At 70.5% G+C, this 15,319-nt stretch carries 15 protein-coding genes; 8 read left to right on the forward strand and 7 right to left on the reverse strand.

All coding sequences use genetic code 11. The features are described from left to right. Positions 1-99 precede the first annotated feature (99 nt). Positions 100-1,008 carry a LysR family transcriptional regulator gene (locus ACZ6SF_RS27855; protein ID WP_466065930.1) on the forward strand — a complete coding sequence of 303 codons (909 nt, stop codon included), beginning with the start codon at positions 100-102 and terminating at the stop codon, positions 1,006-1,008. Between the two features lie 31 nt (positions 1,009-1,039). Here ACZ6SF_RS27855 and ACZ6SF_RS27860 read toward each other — a convergent pair whose 3' ends face one another. Together ACZ6SF_RS27860 and ACZ6SF_RS27865 are read right to left on the reverse strand one after the other, a co-directional pair. Next, the gene (locus ACZ6SF_RS27860; protein WP_466065932.1) at positions 1,040-1,696 is read right to left on the reverse strand and encodes a CoA transferase subunit B; all 657 of its coding nucleotides are present in this window, start codon (positions 1,694-1,696) and stop codon (positions 1,040-1,042) included. Further along, positions 1,693-2,439 (reverse strand): CoA transferase subunit A, encoded by a 747-nt coding sequence (locus ACZ6SF_RS27865; protein ID WP_466065934.1) that lies wholly within the window; start codon positions 2,437-2,439, stop codon positions 1,693-1,695. The genes ACZ6SF_RS27860 and ACZ6SF_RS27865 overlap by 4 nt, the downstream gene beginning before the upstream one ends. Positions 2,440-2,591: 152 nt before the next feature. On the opposite strand from ACZ6SF_RS27865, the gene pcaH reads away from it, so the two are divergent. The 6 genes from pcaH (at position 2,592) to ACZ6SF_RS27895 (ending at position 8,708) form a co-directional block, all read left to right on the forward strand. Next, positions 2,592-3,311, forward strand: coding sequence for a protocatechuate 3,4-dioxygenase subunit beta (gene pcaH / locus ACZ6SF_RS27870; protein ID WP_466065935.1), 720 nt, complete (start codon positions 2,592-2,594; stop codon positions 3,309-3,311). Continuing rightward, positions 3,304-3,930 (forward strand): protocatechuate 3,4-dioxygenase subunit alpha, encoded by a 627-nt coding sequence (gene pcaG / locus ACZ6SF_RS27875; protein WP_466065937.1) that lies wholly within the window; start codon positions 3,304-3,306, stop codon positions 3,928-3,930. Before pcaH ends, pcaG begins: the two co-directional genes overlap by 8 nt. A gap of 13 nt (positions 3,931-3,943) precedes the next feature. Next, positions 3,944-5,290, forward strand: a complete 1,347-nt coding sequence (gene pcaB / locus ACZ6SF_RS27880; RefSeq protein ID WP_466065939.1) for a 3-carboxy-cis,cis-muconate cycloisomerase — start codon at positions 3,944-3,946, stop codon at positions 5,288-5,290. A 171-nt stretch (positions 5,291-5,461) separates the two neighbouring features. Further along, complete coding sequence (gene pcaDC, locus ACZ6SF_RS27885) at positions 5,462-6,694, forward strand: bifunctional 3-oxoadipate enol-lactonase/4-carboxymuconolactone decarboxylase PcaDC (protein ID WP_466065941.1); 1,233 nt, start codon at positions 5,462-5,464, stop codon at positions 6,692-6,694. Further along, a complete protein-coding gene (locus ACZ6SF_RS27890) occupies positions 6,691-7,470 on the forward strand; it encodes an IclR family transcriptional regulator (protein WP_466065943.1) in 780 nt (259 codons plus the stop codon). Before pcaDC ends, ACZ6SF_RS27890 begins: the two co-directional genes overlap by 4 nt. 26 nt (positions 7,471-7,496) lie before the next feature. Further along, positions 7,497-8,708 carry an acetyl-CoA C-acetyltransferase gene (locus ACZ6SF_RS27895; protein WP_466065945.1) on the forward strand — a complete coding sequence of 404 codons (1,212 nt, stop codon included), beginning with the start codon at positions 7,497-7,499 and terminating at the stop codon, positions 8,706-8,708. Between the two features lie 31 nt (positions 8,709-8,739). Here ACZ6SF_RS27895 and ACZ6SF_RS27900 read toward each other — a convergent pair whose 3' ends face one another. Both ACZ6SF_RS27900 and ACZ6SF_RS27905 read right to left on the reverse strand, forming a co-directional pair. Next, on the reverse strand, positions 8,740-9,612 hold the full coding sequence (locus tag ACZ6SF_RS27900; RefSeq protein ID WP_466066164.1) for a siderophore-interacting protein: 873 nt from the start codon (positions 9,610-9,612) through the stop codon (positions 8,740-8,742). A 121-nt stretch (positions 9,613-9,733) separates the two neighbouring features. Further along, entirely contained in the window at positions 9,734-10,549 is an 816-nt protein-coding gene (locus tag ACZ6SF_RS27905; RefSeq protein WP_466065947.1) for an alpha/beta fold hydrolase, read from the reverse strand. Between the two features lie 155 nt (positions 10,550-10,704). Between ACZ6SF_RS27905 and ACZ6SF_RS27910 the strand changes: the two genes are divergently transcribed. Next, the gene (locus tag ACZ6SF_RS27910) at positions 10,705-11,235 is read left to right on the forward strand and encodes a hypothetical protein (protein ID WP_466065949.1); all 531 of its coding nucleotides are present in this window, start codon (positions 10,705-10,707) and stop codon (positions 11,233-11,235) included. Positions 11,236-11,269: 34 nt separating this feature from the next. Here ACZ6SF_RS27910 and ACZ6SF_RS27915 read toward each other — a convergent pair whose 3' ends face one another. The 3 genes from ACZ6SF_RS27915 to ACZ6SF_RS27925 all read right to left on the reverse strand — a co-directional run bounded on the left by ACZ6SF_RS27915 (position 11,270) and on the right by ACZ6SF_RS27925 (position 15,262). Continuing rightward, positions 11,270-12,484 (reverse strand): SfnB family sulfur acquisition oxidoreductase, encoded by a 1,215-nt coding sequence (locus ACZ6SF_RS27915; protein ID WP_466065951.1) that lies wholly within the window; start codon positions 12,482-12,484, stop codon positions 11,270-11,272. Then, on the reverse strand, positions 12,481-13,599 hold the full coding sequence (gene sfnG / locus ACZ6SF_RS27920) for a dimethylsulfone monooxygenase SfnG (RefSeq protein WP_466065952.1): 1,119 nt from the start codon (positions 13,597-13,599) through the stop codon (positions 12,481-12,483). Before sfnG ends, ACZ6SF_RS27915 begins: the two co-directional genes overlap by 4 nt. A gap of 286 nt (positions 13,600-13,885) precedes the next feature. Beyond that, a complete protein-coding gene (locus tag ACZ6SF_RS27925) occupies positions 13,886-15,262 on the reverse strand; it encodes a styrene monooxygenase/indole monooxygenase family protein (protein WP_466065953.1) in 1,377 nt (458 codons plus the stop codon). Positions 15,263-15,319: the final 57 nt, after the last annotated feature.

Here is a 15,319-nt window from a genome sequence, read left to right on the forward strand (position 1 = left end):
GTCGTGCGTGCCGACCCGGAACTGTGATGGCACTCACGCTAAGCTCGCGTCCATCAGAAATCCAATAGATGTTTTTCCGAAGTTGGATAGAGGGGATCTATGGCGGCGGATTTCGATCTCAACCTGGTGCGCACATTCGTGCTGCTCTACGAGACGCGCAGCGTGACCGCGGCCGCCGATCTGCTGGGCGTCACCCAGCCGACGGTCAGCTACGGACTCGGCAAACTGCGTAGGCGCCTCGACGACGAACTGTTCGTGCGCGGCCCCGGCGGACTCACCGCGACCTCGGAGGCCGAACGGCTCTACCCACCGCTGCGCACCGCACTGGCCAAGGTCACCGAAACCCTCGGCGCGACCGACGAATTCGACCCCGGCCGCCCGACCCGCTTCACCCTCGGACTCTCCGATCTGGGTGAGGTGACGGTACTGCCGCTGGTACTGGCCGAACTCGCGGAGCAGGCGCCGCGGGCCGGGCTGCGGGTGCGGGCGTTCGATCTGGACACCGCGACCGATCAGCTGGCGCGCGGCGAACTCGACGCCGTGATCGCCAGCCCGGTTCTCGATTCGCCCCGGCTGCGCCGCACGCCCCTGTTCACCGAGGGATACGTGGGAATGGTGGCCGCCGGCCACCCGCGGCTCCGGTCGGCCACCCCGGACCAGGCCGACCTCGAACGGGAACGCCATGTGGTGGTGGACGGCGGCACCGGGCACCCCGGACCGCGCGCGGCACTGGCCGAACACCGGCTCGAGGACCGGATCGCGGTCCAGGTCACCCGGTTCGCGACGCTGCCGTATGTGGTGCAGGACAGCGAACTGGTCGCGATCGTGCCCGAGCGGGTCGCGCGGGCCCTGGGTCGTACCCATTCCGTACGGATCTTCCGGCTGCCGTGGCCGGTCGACCCGGTGGAGGTCGCCGCCTACACCCGGCACACCCCGGAGGGCGGTGCACCGCAGCGCTGGTTCCTGGACGTGATCCGGACCGCGACGGCGAAGCTCCCGGCACTCTGAGAAGCCGGGACCCGCCGCACCGCCGGGCATTTCAGCTCACCCGCTCCAGCAGATCGGCGGCGACCTCGATCCCGGCGCCGGTCGCGGCACGCACCTCGTCGACGGTCACTCCCGGCGCGGTTTCCACCAGAACCAGGCCGGTCTCGGTGATATCCAGGACGGCGCGGTCGGTGATGATGCGATCCACACAGCCCAGACCGGTCAGCGGCAAGGAGCATTCCTCGACGATCTTCGGTTCCCCGGCGCGCGAGACGTGCTCCATCATCACGATCACCCGGCGGGCGCCGTGCACCAGATCCATGGCGCCGCCCATACCCTTGACCATCTTTCCCGGGATCATCCAGTTCGCCAGGTCGCCGCGGGCGCTGACCTGCATGGCGCCCAGTACGGCGATATCCACCTGACCGCCGCGGATCATCCCGAACGACTGCGCGGAATCGAAGAACGAGGCGCCGGGCAGGACGGTGACGGTCTCCTTACCCGCGTTGATGAGCTCGGGGTCGAGCTCCTCCTCGGTGGGGTACGGCCCGACGCCGAGGACGCCGTTCTCCGAATGCAGGACCACGGTGATATCACCGGGCAGATAGTTGGGCACCAGCGTGGGCATCCCGATCCCGAGGTTGACGTACTGCCCGTCCTCGAGTTCCCGGGCCACCCGGGCCGCCATCTGTTCGCGGGTCAGCGTCATGCACGCACCGTCCTGTTCTCGATTCCGACCTCGACCTCGCCCACGTGCACCACGCGCTGGACCTGGATCCCGGGGGTGTGCACCTCGTCGGGGTCCAGTTCGCCGGGTTCCACGAGATGTTCGACCTGGGCGACGGTGACGCGGCCCGCGGCGGCGGCGGGCGGATTGAAGTTGCGGGCGCTGGCGCGGTACACGAGATTGCCGTGCCGGTCGCCCTTCCAGGCGTGGACCAGCGCGTAATCGGTGACGATGCCGCGTTCCATGACGTAGGTGATCCCGTCGAACTCCCGGGTCTCCTTGGGCGGGCTCGCCACCGCGATACCGCCGGACCCGTCGTAGCGCAGCGGCAGACCACCCTCGGCGACCTGGGTGCCGACACCCGCCGGAGTGAAGAACGCCGGGATTCCGGCGCCGCCGGCGCGCATCCGTTCGGCCAGCGTGCCCTGCGGGGTGAGTTCGACCTCCAGTTCGCCGGACAGGTACCGCCGCGCGAACTCCTCGTTGGCGCCCACATAGGAGCTGACGGTGCGGCGGATGCGGTGCGCCGCGAGCAGCACACCCAGCCCGAAACCGGCGGTGCCGCAGTTGTTGCTCACCACTTCCAGCTCGCCCGCGCCCTGTTCGAGCAGCGCGTTGATCAGCACTTCGGGGACCCCGACCAGCCCGAATCCGCCGACGGCCAGCGACGAACCGGCCGGGATATCGGCGACCGCGTCGGCGGCCGAGGCAATGACTTTGTCCATCACGCCGACCACTGTAACCTCAATCGTGCGTATTGTGAACCAACGTACGCATAGCGAACACCCGAGCGTCACGCTTGGCGCCCCCACCCCGGCGTCCTATGCTGTTCGCATACCGGAACTATGTCCACATACCGAACATGAGGTCGTCGCGCATGCTCCAACTGCCACCGCCGTATCGCGGTATCGAAAAGAACGAGGAAGCTCCGCTCGACTTCGCCGACTACCGCACCACCGCCCTGCGGCATCCGAAACAACCGCTGGTGCTGCTCCCGCAGCGGCTCGGCGAGCTCACCGGGCCGGCGCTGGGCGAAGGCCGGGTCACCGACGCCGACGCGGATCTCACGCTCGCCCGCGGCGGCGAGGCCGCGGGTCAGCGGATCGTCGTCCACGGTCGGGTACTCGACAGCGACCGCAAACCCGTCCCCCACACCCTGGTCGAGATCTGGCAGGCCAACGCCGCCGGCCGCTACCGGCATCAGGGCGACCGCTGGCCCGCCCCGCTCGACCCGTATTTCGACGGGGTCGGCCGCACCCTCACCGACGCCGACGGGCACTACTCCTTCACCACCGTCAAACCGGGCGCCTACCCCTGGGGCAACCATCACAACGCGTGGCGGCCCGCGCATATCCATTTCTCCTTGTTCGGGCGCGCCTTCACCCAGCGTCTGGTCACCCAGATGTACTTTCCCGACGATCCGATGTTCTTCCAGGACCCGATCTACAACTCGGTTCCCGACGGCGCCCGCCAGCGCATGATCAGCGTGTTCGACTATTCGGCCACCAGGGACAACTGGGCGCTCGGCTTCCGTTTCGACATCGTGCTGCGGGGTCGCGACGCGACGCCGTTCGAGGAGGACGACCACGATGAATGACGCCGTATTCGCCCCCCGATACCCGGTGACGCCGGGCGATTTCACCACCGCCGATTTCGGGCCGACACCCTCGCAGACCGTCGGGCCCTACCTGCATATCGGTCTGCCCTGGCCGGACGGCCCGGAGATCGTCGCCCCCGGCACCGCCGGATCGATCACGATCACCGTCACGGTCCTCGACGGAGACCGCAGCCCGGTCACGGACGCGCTGGTGGAGGTCTGGCAGGCCAACCGGGACGGGGTCTTCGAACACCCCGACGATCCGCGCGCACAGACCGACGAGGCGTTCCGGGGTTTCGGCCGCTGCCCGGCCGACGCGACCGGCACCGTCCGGTTCACCACCGTCGCACCCGGCGCCGTCCCGGCCGGTGACACGGGCCTCCAGGCGCCGCATCTGAATCTCTCGATCTTCGCCCGCGGCATGCTCAACCGGCTGGTCACCCGGCTCTACTTCCCCGGCGAGGCGGCCGCGAACGCCGCCGACCCGGTGCTGTCCGCGCTACCGGAATCCCAGCGCCACAAGCTGATCGCCACCGCCACCGCCGACGGCTACCACCTCGGCATCGTGCTCCAGGACGCCGACCCCGACGGCGCCGAGACCCCATTCTTCTACTTCTAGGAGGAATCGCACCGTGCCGCGTGGAGAACTGTTCGATCCGCTGTTCGGAGCGGCCGGGCTCGGCGCCGTCCTCTCCGACCGCGCCTGGATCACCGCCCTGGTCGACGTCGAATGCGCGCTGGCGCGGGCCCAGGCCGTGGCCGGTGTGCTGGACCACGACCACGCCGCCGCCATCGACGCGGCCGGTCCGGCGGTGGCCGCGGCCCTCGACCCGGCCGCGCTGGGAGAGGCGGCCGTCGCGGGCGGTAACCCGGTGATCCCGCTGGTGGGTGAGTTGCGCGCGGCCTGCGCGGAGCGCGGTGTCCCGGCGGCCGCGGTACACCGGGGCGCCACCAGTCAGGACATCCTGGACAACGCGCTGCTGCTGCTCGTCCAGCGCGCCGGAAAGTTGATCATCGCCGACCTGGGCGCCGCCGCGGACGCCGCCGCCGGACTCGCCCGGACCCACCGCGACACCCCGATGGCCGCGCGCACCCTCGGACAGCAGGCGCTGCCCACCACCTTCGGCGCGCTCGCGGCCGGATGGTGCGCGGCCCTGGACCGGGCCGCCGCGGCGCTGATATCTGTGCTGGCCGAACTGCCCGTCCAATTCGGCGGGGCCGCGGGCACTCTCGCGGCACTGCACCCGCACGGCCTCGCGGTCGCCGACGCGCTCGCCGCCGAACTGGGCCTGGCCCATCAGCGGGTCCCGTGGCATACCGACCGGACTCCGATCGCCGAACTGTGCACGGCGCTCGGGGTCGCCGCCGGCGCGGTCGCCAAGATAGCGACGGATATCGTCGCGCTGTCGGCCACCGAGGTCGCGGAGGTGAGCGAGGACTCCCCCGGTGGTTCGTCGGCGATGCCGCATAAACGCAATCCGGTCGCCGCGATCACCGCGCGGGCGGCCGCACGGCGGGTCCCCGGGCTCGTCGCGGACGCACTCGCCGCGATGGATCACGAATTCCAGCGCGCGGCGGGCGCGTGGCACGCGGAGTGGGAAACCGTCACCGACCTGCTGCGGCTCACCGGGGGCGCGGCCCACCGGCTGGCGCAGAGCCTGACCGGCCTGCACGTCCACGCGGGCGCGATGGCGCGCAATCTCGAGATCACGGGCGGTCTGCTGCTGGCCGAACGCGTGACCGCGGCCCTGGCCGAGCACACCGGCCGCGCGCGCGAGATCGTCACCGCCGCCGCGACCGCCGATCCACCCGCCCTCGCCACCGATCCCGCGATCGTAGAGGCGCTGGGGGCCGACAGGATCCGTGAACTCCTCGATCCCGCAACCTATCTCGGTCACGCGACCGATCTTGTCGACCGCGTCCTGGCCGCCCGCGACACGGGCGTACCCGCCGCGACAGCGACACCCGGCGCACCGTGAGGAGCTCGGCGTCACCGAGCCGCCCGGTCGACGATGACCGGCCGCGAACAGTGCGGCCGAGTTCGGCAAACGCGAACCAGATGCCGGTCAGTGGAACACCACCGCGAGCCGGAGAAGGTGCAGGCGGTCTCGGCGTCGAGGAGCGCCGGTGAGAGAAACGGAGCAGATGGTATGAGCACACCCGCGGCGGATACGGCACGACCGGAGGCCGATCTGGCCCACCGGGCGACCGGACCCGGCGGCGATGCCCCCACCGTGGTCCTGCTGGGCTCGCTGGGCTCGGACCGGTCCATGTGGGATCCGCAGGTCGCCGCGCTGTCCGGGGAATACGAGGTACTCACCGTCGACCTGCGCGGTCACGGCGACTCCCCCGTTGCCGACGGCCCCTGCACTGTCGCCGATCTCGCCGCCGATGTACTCGCCCTGCTGGACCGGCTGGGCCGCGAGCGAATCCACCTGGTGGGACTGTCGCTCGGCGGCGCGGTGGCGCAGTGGATCGCGGCGCACGCGCCCCTGCGGGTGCGGACGCTCACGCTCCTGTGCACCGCCGCGAAATTCGGGACACCGCGGTCCTGGCTCGAGCGCGCCGCCGCGGTCCGGGCCGAGGGGACCGGTTCGCTCGCCGACACGGTGGTCGGCCGCTGGTTCACCGCCGAACTCGCCGACCGCGACCCCGAGCTGGTGGCCCGCGGCCGCGCGATGATCGCGGCCACCCCGGACGCGGGCTACGCCGCCTGCTGCACCGCACTCGCCCATTTCGACGGCCGCGCTGACCTGGCCCGGATCACCGCACCCACCCTGGTGATCGCCGGCGCCCAGGATCCGGCCACCACCCCGGACGATATGCGCGTCCTCGCCGACGGCATCGCGAATTCGGTCCTGCACATCCTCGACCCGGCGGCGCATCTGGCCAATATCGAACAGGCCGGCCGGGTTTCGGCGCTGCTCGCCGCGCATATTCGCCGCGACGACGAGCGATCCGCCGCGTTCACCGAGGGGATGCGGATGCGCCGGGCGGTGCTGGGTGACGCCCATGTGGACCGGGCCGTGGCCGCCACCACCGCCTTCACCGCGCCGTTCCAGGATTTCATCACCCGCACCGCCTGGGGCGATATCTGGACCCGGCCGGGACTCGACCAGCACACCCGGCGACTGCTGACCCTCGCGATTCTGACCGCGGTCGGCAACACCCACGAACTCGATATGCATATCCGCGCCGCGCTGCGGGCCGGAGTATCACCCGACGAGCTGGCCGAGGTGTTCCTGCACACCGCCGTCTACGCGGGTGTGCCGAACAGTAACCTCGCCTTCGGACTCGGCCGGGCCGCGCTCGCCGAGGGGATCGGGGCCGGGCCGTCCGACCAACCCGCGACCGGCCCCACGGACGCAGAGGAACCATCATGACCGAACCCTCACCGGATTACGTACAGTCGCTGGGCCGTGGCCTGGCCGTCATCCGGTCCTTCGACGCCGAGAATCCGCGCCGCACCCTCAGCGAGGTCGCCAAGGCCACCGGGCTGACCCGGGCCACCGCCCGCCGGTTCCTGCTGACCCTGGTCGAACTCGGCTACGTCCGCACCGACGGTTCACAGTTCTGGCTCACCCCGCGGGTTCTGGAACTGGGCTACAGCTATCTGTCCAGCCTGAGCCTGCCCGAGGTCGCGGGCCCGCATCTGGAGGCGCTGGCCAACCAGGTGCACGAGTCGACCTCGGTCTCGATCCTCGACGGCGAGGACATCGTCTACGTGGCACGGGTCCCGGTCAGCCGGATCATGACCGTCTCGATCACCATCGGCACCCGCTTCCCCGCCTACGGCACCTCGATGGGCCGGGTCCTGCTGGCGGGCCTGTCCGAGAACGCGTTCGAGGAGTATCTGGCGAAGGTCACGCTGACACCGCTCACCGGCCGCACGCTCCTCACCGTCGACGCCCTCCGGGATGAGGTACGCCGCACCCGCGACGCCGGCTACTGCCTGGTCGACCAGGAACTCGAGGAGGGTCTGCGGTCCATGGCCGCGCCCATCCGCGACCACACCGGCACCGTCTGCGCGGCGGTGAACATCTCCACCCACGCCGCCCGCTACAGCGCCGATACCGTCCGCGCCGATCTGCTGCCACCCCTGCGGGCCACCGCCGCCGCCATCGGCGCCGACCTGTCGCGGGTCCAGAACCGCTCCTGAAAACCCCGCTCCACGAAGGAATCTCCATGTACGACGCCGTCATCTGTGAACCACTGCGCACCCCGGTGGGCCGTTTCGGCGGAGTGTTCTCCGATATCGCGCCGGAAACCCTGGCCGCCACCCTGATCACCGAACTCCTCGCCCGCACCGGCCTGGACGCCGGCCGGATCGACGATGTGATTCTCGGGCAGGCCTCCCCCAACGGTGAGGCCCCCGCCATCGGCCGGGTGGCCGCCCTCGACGCCGGCCTCGGGGTGGAGGTCCCCGGGTTGCAGGTGGACCGGCGCTGCGGGTCGGGGCTGCAGGCGGTGCTGCAGGCGTGTATGCAGGTGTCCACCGGTGGCAGTGATCTGGTGCTCGCGGGTGGCACGGAGTCCATGAGCCGGGCGGAGTTCTATGCCACCGGTATGCGCTGGGGGGTGCAGGGCGAGGGAGTGGCGCTGAACGACCGGCTGGCCCGCGCCCGGGTCAGCGCCGGTGGCCGCGATTTCCCGGTCCCCGGCGGCATGATCGAAACCGCGGAGAACCTGCGCGCCGACTATTCGATCGGCCGCGACGAGCAGGACGAACTGGCCGTGCAGTCGCATCGCCGGGCGGTCGCCGCCCAGGAGGCGGGCCGCTTCGCCGACGAGATCGTCGGAGTCCCCGTCCCCCAGCGGAAATCGGATCCGGTCGTCGTCGGCACCGACGAGCATCCCCGGGCCGACACCACCGTGGCGGCCCTCGCGAAACTGCGCCCGATCCGCGGCCGGGTGGACCCCGGCGCCACCGTCACCGCCGGAAACTCCAGCGGCCAGAACGACGGCGCCGCCCTCTGTATCGTCACCACCCCGGAGAAGGCCCGGGCCCTGGGCCTGCGCCCGCTGGCCCGGCTCGCGTCCTGGGCGGTGGCCGGGGTGCCGCCGCGCACGATGGGTATCGGCCCGGTCCCCGCCACCGAGAAGGCGCTGGCCCGGCTCGATCTCACTCTCGGCGATATGTCGGTCATCGAACTCAACGAGGCCTTCGCCGCGCAGACCCTGGCCGTGCTGCGCAACTGGAAGATCGACGCCGGCGACGACCGCCTCAACCCCAACGGTTCCGGGATCTCCCTGGGCCATCCGGTCGGCGCCACCGGCGCCCGGATCCTCGCCACGCTGCTGCGCGAACTCGACCGCCGCGAAGGCCGCTACGGCCTGGAGACCATGTGCATCGGCGGCGGCCAGGGTCTGGCGGCGGTGTTCGAACGGCTCTCCTGAAGCCCCTGGGCGGCGGCGCTACCGGAGGCGATCACACCGCCAGGTCGATGGCCTCGGCCAATTCCGGATCGTAGGCACTGCCGCCCTCGGCGATTGCCCGCTCGTACCGGATCCGGGCGGCCGCGTCGATCTCGGTGTTGGTGCTGCCGCGCTTCCAATACGCGCGGGCGAGCATATCCCCGCGATCCACACCCCAGACGTCGACCGCATGCGCCCGCACCCGGCGCACCTGTGCGGCTTCGGCCGCGATCCACACCTGGGTGCGGCGGCCGGCGGCGAACGAGAGCGGTAGCAGTTCGGTGACATCGGTGACCGACGGCAGCGACCGCAGTGTCAGATTCGGATGCGGCGGAACGAGTTCCAGATCGGCGGGGTCGGGCGGCGCGAGGTAGGCGGAGACGGTGTGGCCCGGGTCGAGACCTTCGAGGATCGCGGCGATCGCGGGGAGCGCCGTACCGTCGCCGACCAGTACATGGTCGCGCACCCCCGGCGCGACGGCCCATTCCGGCCGCATCCCGGCCAGCCAGACCTCATCGCCCGGCCGCACCGCGCGCAGCCAGGAGATGCTCACGCCCGCCTCGTGTTCCGCCACATCCATCGTCAGCCTGTTCGTGGCGGGGTCGAAGGTGCGGACGGTGAACGCCCGGAGCACCGGCTGCACCCCGCCCGGCCACTCCGGCAGACCGTTCGCGCCGCGCACCGGTGTCTCGACGGCGGTCTCCGGATCGGGCGGCAGCATGATCTTGAACGCGTCGGCCGGACGCGGATCTCGGTATTCGGACAGCTCCGGCCCCTCCAGCACCACTCGGGTGAATCCCGGCGAAAGTGTGTCGACTCCCGCGATCCGCACCCGCAACGACAGCAGCCGATCACCTTGCGCCCGCTGCCGGATCGCGGCCTTCATCGTCTCCACTGACCCTCCCACAGTTATTAGGTAACCCTAACCACGGTAGCAGGCCTATCAGGATCCAGGGCGTGAAGTCTCGCCTCCCGGCCACTGTGCGGTATCTCGGCCGGACGACCCCTCATCCCTCCCGGCTCCCGGCGGACGCCGTCTCACGGACGGCATCGGCGATGGCGCGAAAATCCTTCTTCAGCAGCGCGCCGTGATTGCTCGCGACCTTCGCGCTGATGCGGATATTCGGGTTCCGGGTCGTCACCTGGTCCAGGCCGGCGCGGATCCGTTCCTGCTCGTCGCCTCTACTGCCGAAGGATGTCCCCGAGGCGACGACGTAGCGGGTGGGAACGGCGATACCGTCCAGCACCGGTCCGAGTTCCCGCTCGCGGGAGAGCCGGCCGAGTTCGATATTGCTCTCGGCCTGCTGCGCGGCACTCATCCGCGGCATCAGGCCGGTGGGCCGCACCAGCGGCGCTATCGGGCTCAGCCGCTTGAACAGCTTGCGGATCCGCTGCTCCATGGCGTCGTCGAGCCAGTCGTAGGGGAACGCGCCGTCGACCAGGACCGCGCCGCGGGTCCGGCCGGGATTACGGTTCGCCCAGTGCGCCCCGACCACCGCGCCGTAGGACCAGCCCACCAGCAGCGGCCGGTCCACGCTCCGGGCCGCCAGGATCGCGTCGACATCCCGGACCGCCGCGTCGAAGGAATAGTCGGCCGAACGCTTCGACTTGCCGCGAGCGCGCTCGTCGTAGGTGATGTGGCGGAACTCGGGGCCGAGTTCGGCGATGACCTTCTTCCAGTAGCCCTGGGTGGCGAACTGGCCGTTCAGGTAGACCAGGGGAATACCGGGGCCGCCGGTATCGGTGACCGCGAGGGCGGTGTCCTCGACCTCCACCATGCCGGTCCAGTGCGAGTTGTCCGAATAGATGCTGTGGTTCGTCATGACAGCAACTATCGGCACCCGGCCTGACAGCTCCCTGACGCCGGACTGATACGCCCGCCGCCACCATGTCACCCTCGCGGCACACCCGGGTGAATACCACGCTGACCTGCTTTTTCCTGCTAGCGTGACCGCAACCTGACGAACAGGAGAGATCGATGGATCGGTCCGTTCTCCGTCTCGGCCTCGGCGCGACCTTCGCCGCGCTCGTCCTGGCCGTCCTGGCCGCGCTGTTCCCCGCGGCGGCCGTCGCTCAGGACACCCGACCGGCGATCACCCTCTCCGCCGCCGTCTCCGGGACCACCATCGACTACGCGGTGGCCGATATCCCCAACCGGCGCAACAACTTCCCGGTCATACCGGGCGAATGCACCACCGTCCTGGTGGACACCCTGGCCGCCGCCCCTGCGCTCACCCCCGCCGCCGTCGACTCGCTCGCCGGCCGCACCCCCGACGCGTTCGCCCTGCTGCAGCGCCTGATCGCCGACGGCGCCGTCGCCGCCGGACCGCGGATCCAGTTCGCCGGCCCGACCGGACAGGTCGCCGGATCGTTCACCGAGGTGCCCCAGGGCATCTACCTGGTCGCCACGATCTGCAATATCGCACCGGTGAGCGGTGGTTTCGTTCCCGAGCTGGTCGATATCGTCCCGGTGGTGGTCACCGGCCTGCCCACGGGTTCGGCGGCCTGAGGCAGTACCGCCGCTCCCGCGGCGGTCCGGATTCTCAGATCACCCCGTGCAGGGGCGGCGGTGTCCCGTGCAGCAGACTGCGGCCGATGTGCTGATATTTCCAGCGGACCGGATCGTGCAGGGTATGGGTGCGGGCGTTGCGCCAGAAATGGGCGAGATTGAGATCGGCTGCCGCGCTGCGCGTTCCGCTCACCTCGAACAATGCGCCGGATATCTCGTTGGCGGCCCGGTCGGCGAGCACCTTCGCGCCCGCGACCGCGATCGACGCCGCGGCCACCCGGCCGGGGTCGCCCACCGCCGCGTCCACGGCGGCGCCCGCGGTCACGAGAGTGGATTCGGCGGCGGCGAGGGTCACCGCGAGCTCCCCGAAGCGCTGGATCACCAGGGGGTCGTCGACGGCCCGCGACACCCCCGCCTCGAACCACGGCCGGCTCTTGTCCCGCACGAACTCGGTGGCCGCCGCGAGCGCGCCGCGCGCGATCCCGGCATCGATCGCGGCATGCAGGAGTTGCGCGGCGGCGCCGTAGCCGGTCGGGGCGTCGACGGCCGCGGTCCGGGGGACGAGCTGATCGCGTTCTACCGCCACGCCCTCGAATATCACCGTGCCGCTGCCGGTTGTGCGCTGTCCGAGCCCGTTCCAGTCGTCGACGATCCGGACACCGGGCGCGTCGGCGGGCAGGAAGGCCACATACTGCCCGGCCGGCAGCCCGGATCGCCCGTCGGGGTCGTCGAGCCGGGTGAGCACGGCGAGCGTATCGGCGAACAGCGATCCGGTGCAGTAGTACTTGGTGCCGTCGATCCGGAACCGCTGCGCGGCCTCGATCGGGGCCACGGTGGTCGCGATCTCGGCGACCGTGGCGCCGCCGCGTTCGGACTGCGCGTTGGCGATCTGCCCGCCGTCGAGCACCGCGGTCAGGTACCGGCTCCGCTGTCGTTCGGTCCCGGCCAGTTTCAGCAGGTTGACGTAGACGAAATGGCTGTGCGGGATCTGCGCGATATTCGGGTCGGCCACGGCCAGCACCCGCACGATCTCGGCGACCGCGCTGGGCGGCAGATCCGCGCCGCCGAGTTCGGCGGGCACGGTGACGGCGAGCAGTCCGCTCGCGGTGAGCTGCCCGATCTCGGCGAACGGCAGCTCACGTTCGGCGTCACGGCGGGCCGCTCCGGCGGCGAACTCGGCCGCGAGACGTTCGGCGGCCGCCCGGGCCTGTTCGGCGGAGGTGATCCGGGCGGCGCCGACGGCGGTCATCGGCTTGCCGCGGCGGCGGGACGTCGCGCGGCCTCCAGTTCGCGCACCAGCGGCAGCACCTTTGCCCCGAAGTATTCGATCTCCTCCTGGAAGTGCAGGAATCCGCCCAGGATGAGGTCGACTCCCAGTTCCCGGTAGGCGACGATCCGTTCGGCGACCTGTTCGGGCGTCCCGATGAGCTGCGTCCGGAAACCGTCGTTGTACTGGACCAGATCCTCGAAACTGGAATCCGCCCACATACCCTTGCGGTCGCTGGTGGACGCTCCCGCCTGCTGGACCGCGTCCCGGAATCCCTCCACGGCGGGTTTGTTCGCCTTGGCGATGATCTCGCGCAGCGTCTCCCGCGCCTCGCGCTCGGTATCGCGGGCGATGATGAACCCGTTGAGCCCGAACTTCACCTCCCGGTCGTGGGCCCGGGCCACCGCGCGCAGATCGTCGAGCTGTTCGGTGACACCGTCGAAATCCTTGCCGTTGGAGAAGTACCAGTCGGCGAAGCGGCCACCGTTGCGCCGCGCCGCGCTGGAGTTACCACCCTGGAACAGTTCCGGATTCGGCCGTTCGGGGGTGTTCAGCGGTTTCGGCTTCAGCGTGAAATCGCGGATCCGGTAGAAGTCACCGCCGTAGTTCACCTCGTCCTCGGTCCAGATCTTGCGGATCACCTCCAGGAACTCGGCGCTGCGCCGGTACCGCTCGTCGTGCTCGAGCCACGGCTCGCCCAGCGCGGTGAACTCCCCGGCGAACCAGCCCGACACCACATTGATCGCGAACCGCCCGTTCGAGAGGTGGTCGGCGGTGGCCCCGAATTTCGCGAGCACCGCCGGATGCCACAGCCCGGGATGCACCGCCGCGATCACCTTCAGCCGTTCGGTGGCGCCCAGCAGCGCCAGGCTGAACGAGGTCGACTCGTGCTGGAATTCCGCGCCGTAGGACGCGGTGTAGCGCACCTGGGAGAGGGCGTAGTCGAAACCGTTGCGTTCGGCGGTCTGCGCGAGCTTCTTGTTGTACTCGAAATCCCAGCTCGTGCGCTGTTCGATCGCACTGGTCACCAGCCCGCCGCTGACATTGGGCACCCAGTACGCGAACCGGATCTGGTCGGTGGTCTTCTCAGTGCTCATCGAGCCTCCCTCGAGCTGGTGCGTGCGGTCCGCGGAGGCCGAAGCGTGGGCGGGGTATCGCTGCTCCCGCTACCGGCCGTGGGGCGTGGTCGTCTGGACGCCGGGCGCGACAGGCGCGATTCCGGCGCGCCCACAGTTCACCAGCGTGATGCTGGGGGTACGAGGGTTTGAATCGAGCGGATCACATCCCCCGCACCCACGCCCGGCGCCACGGCGGGAATGCCGGGCGCCGGGCGTGCGGACGGCCGCACACCGGGCGCAGTTCGGTACGCGGCGCTACACGGGATCAGGCGTTGGACTCGGCGTGACCCTTGTACTCCGACCGGCTGAACCGGCCCGCCGGCTGGAAACGACCCAGCACGGTGGCCGCGTCCTCGCCGGTGACCTGGGCGATCAGGTTGTGCGCGTCCTCCACCGAGTTCACCGAATGCGCCGCCTGCGGATAGTGCAGAGTGCTCACCAGCGCCGAGGCGAACCGCTCGTCGGCCGCCGCCGCGCTGAAGAACTGGCCGCCGACCTCGGCGAAGTCGGGGTCGCTGAGGAACAGCCGGGTGACCTTGGCGGCGTCCTCCGCCCGCGCGGCCAGGAACTCCTCGTACCGCGCGGTGATCCAGGCGTCGTCGAACGCCCCGTCGTGCGCGGCGGCCGCGGCGACCAGCCGCTGCGCCTGGATGAGCCCGCTCTGCGCGCCCTGGCCCGCGATCGGGTCGTAGGCGACGGCGGTATCGCCCAGCGCCGCGACGGTGTGTCCGCCGGCGGTATGACCCACCCCGCGCCGGAACAGCGGGCGGACCGCGCCCTTCAGCCAGGAATGCGGATCGGAGGTGATCGGCTTGGTGGCCAGCACCTCGGGCAGATCCCAGTCGAGGTAGTCGCGGTAGAGCTCGGTCACGATGCGGTGCGCCGATTCCGCCGAATCCGCGGCGGCGAAACGCTTTTCCCAATCGCTGCCCGGGCGCGCCCAGCCGAGGAACGCCCAGCTCGGACCCACGTCCTTGTGCAGGTAGGGGCCCCACCAGGCCTCACCCTGTTCGGCGACGATGGAGAACAGGCTGCGCCCGCCCCCGGCCGGGCTGCGGTGCGCGAACACCGACTCGTCGTGCGGGAGCCCCGTGACGGTGACGGTGAGCAGACTGCGTTGCGGCGCGTCGTACACGGTGCGGGTGGTATCGATCTCGAACAGTCGCGACAGGCCGCCACGGCCGGTGGCGACCAGGGTCAGATCGTTGCCCGCCGCGATCGGATCGAGGCTTTCGGCGGTGACGGAGTCGACGACGAACCGCCCGCCACGCTCGAGGAAGACGGTCAGGCGCTCATCGGCCTTGAGCCTGGTGTCGACCGCGAGGCCCACGAAGCCGTCGAAGGCGCCGTCGAAGGCGATCAACTCCTCACCGCCGCCGGCGACCCGGACGGTGAGGCCGGTGTGTAGCGGGGCGCGGTCGCGGTAGGTGGGCAGGCCGAGCTTCGCCTCGGCCTCCTGGGCCTCGCCGAAGATCAGCGCGGTGCCGGTCGCCGGTACCGCGTCGCGCAGTTCGCGCTGATCACGTTCGCTGTAGAGGGTGACGTCGAAACCGGCGTCGAGCAGGCCGAGCGCCGCGGTGACGCCGGTCTGCCCGGCCCCGACGACGGCTGCCTTACGAGGGGAATTGGTCTGGGATGTCATGGCGCTATGGTCTCGATCACCGGCGATGCGGTGCAGTATTACACTCACCGCGAATCG

The sequence above is a fragment of the Nocardia sp. NPDC049935 genome (assembly GCF_055586645.1).

Excerpts from the sequence above, each read along its gene's own strand:
- ACZ6SF_RS27855 (WP_466065930.1), top strand. The coding sequence starts at position 100 with ATGGCGGCGGATTTCGATCTCAACCTGGTGCGCACATTCGTGCTGCTC.
- ACZ6SF_RS27860 (WP_466065932.1), bottom strand. The coding sequence starts at position 1,696 with ATGACGCTGACCCGCGAACAGATGGCGGCCCGGGTGGCCCGGGAACTC.
- ACZ6SF_RS27865 (WP_466065934.1), bottom strand. The coding sequence starts at position 2,439 with ATGGACAAAGTCATTGCCTCGGCCGCCGACGCGGTCGCCGATATCCCG.
- pcaH (WP_466065935.1), top strand. The coding sequence starts at position 2,592 with ATGCTCCAACTGCCACCGCCGTATCGCGGTATCGAAAAGAACGAGGAA.
- pcaG (WP_466065937.1), top strand. The coding sequence starts at position 3,304 with ATGAATGACGCCGTATTCGCCCCCCGATACCCGGTGACGCCGGGCGAT.
- pcaDC (WP_466065941.1), top strand. The coding sequence starts at position 5,462 with ATGAGCACACCCGCGGCGGATACGGCACGACCGGAGGCCGATCTGGCC.
- ACZ6SF_RS27890 (WP_466065943.1), top strand. The coding sequence starts at position 6,691 with ATGACCGAACCCTCACCGGATTACGTACAGTCGCTGGGCCGTGGCCTG.
- ACZ6SF_RS27895 (WP_466065945.1), top strand. The coding sequence starts at position 7,497 with ATGTACGACGCCGTCATCTGTGAACCACTGCGCACCCCGGTGGGCCGT.
- ACZ6SF_RS27900 (WP_466066164.1), bottom strand. The coding sequence starts at position 9,612 with ATGAAGGCCGCGATCCGGCAGCGGGCGCAAGGTGATCGGCTGCTGTCG.
- ACZ6SF_RS27905 (WP_466065947.1), bottom strand. The coding sequence starts at position 10,549 with ATGACGAACCACAGCATCTATTCGGACAACTCGCACTGGACCGGCATG.
- ACZ6SF_RS27910 (WP_466065949.1), top strand. The coding sequence starts at position 10,705 with ATGGATCGGTCCGTTCTCCGTCTCGGCCTCGGCGCGACCTTCGCCGCG.
- ACZ6SF_RS27915 (WP_466065951.1), bottom strand. The coding sequence starts at position 12,484 with ATGACCGCCGTCGGCGCCGCCCGGATCACCTCCGCCGAACAGGCCCGG.
- sfnG (WP_466065952.1), bottom strand. The coding sequence starts at position 13,599 with ATGAGCACTGAGAAGACCACCGACCAGATCCGGTTCGCGTACTGGGTG.
- ACZ6SF_RS27925 (WP_466065953.1), bottom strand. The coding sequence starts at position 15,262 with ATGACATCCCAGACCAATTCCCCTCGTAAGGCAGCCGTCGTCGGGGCC.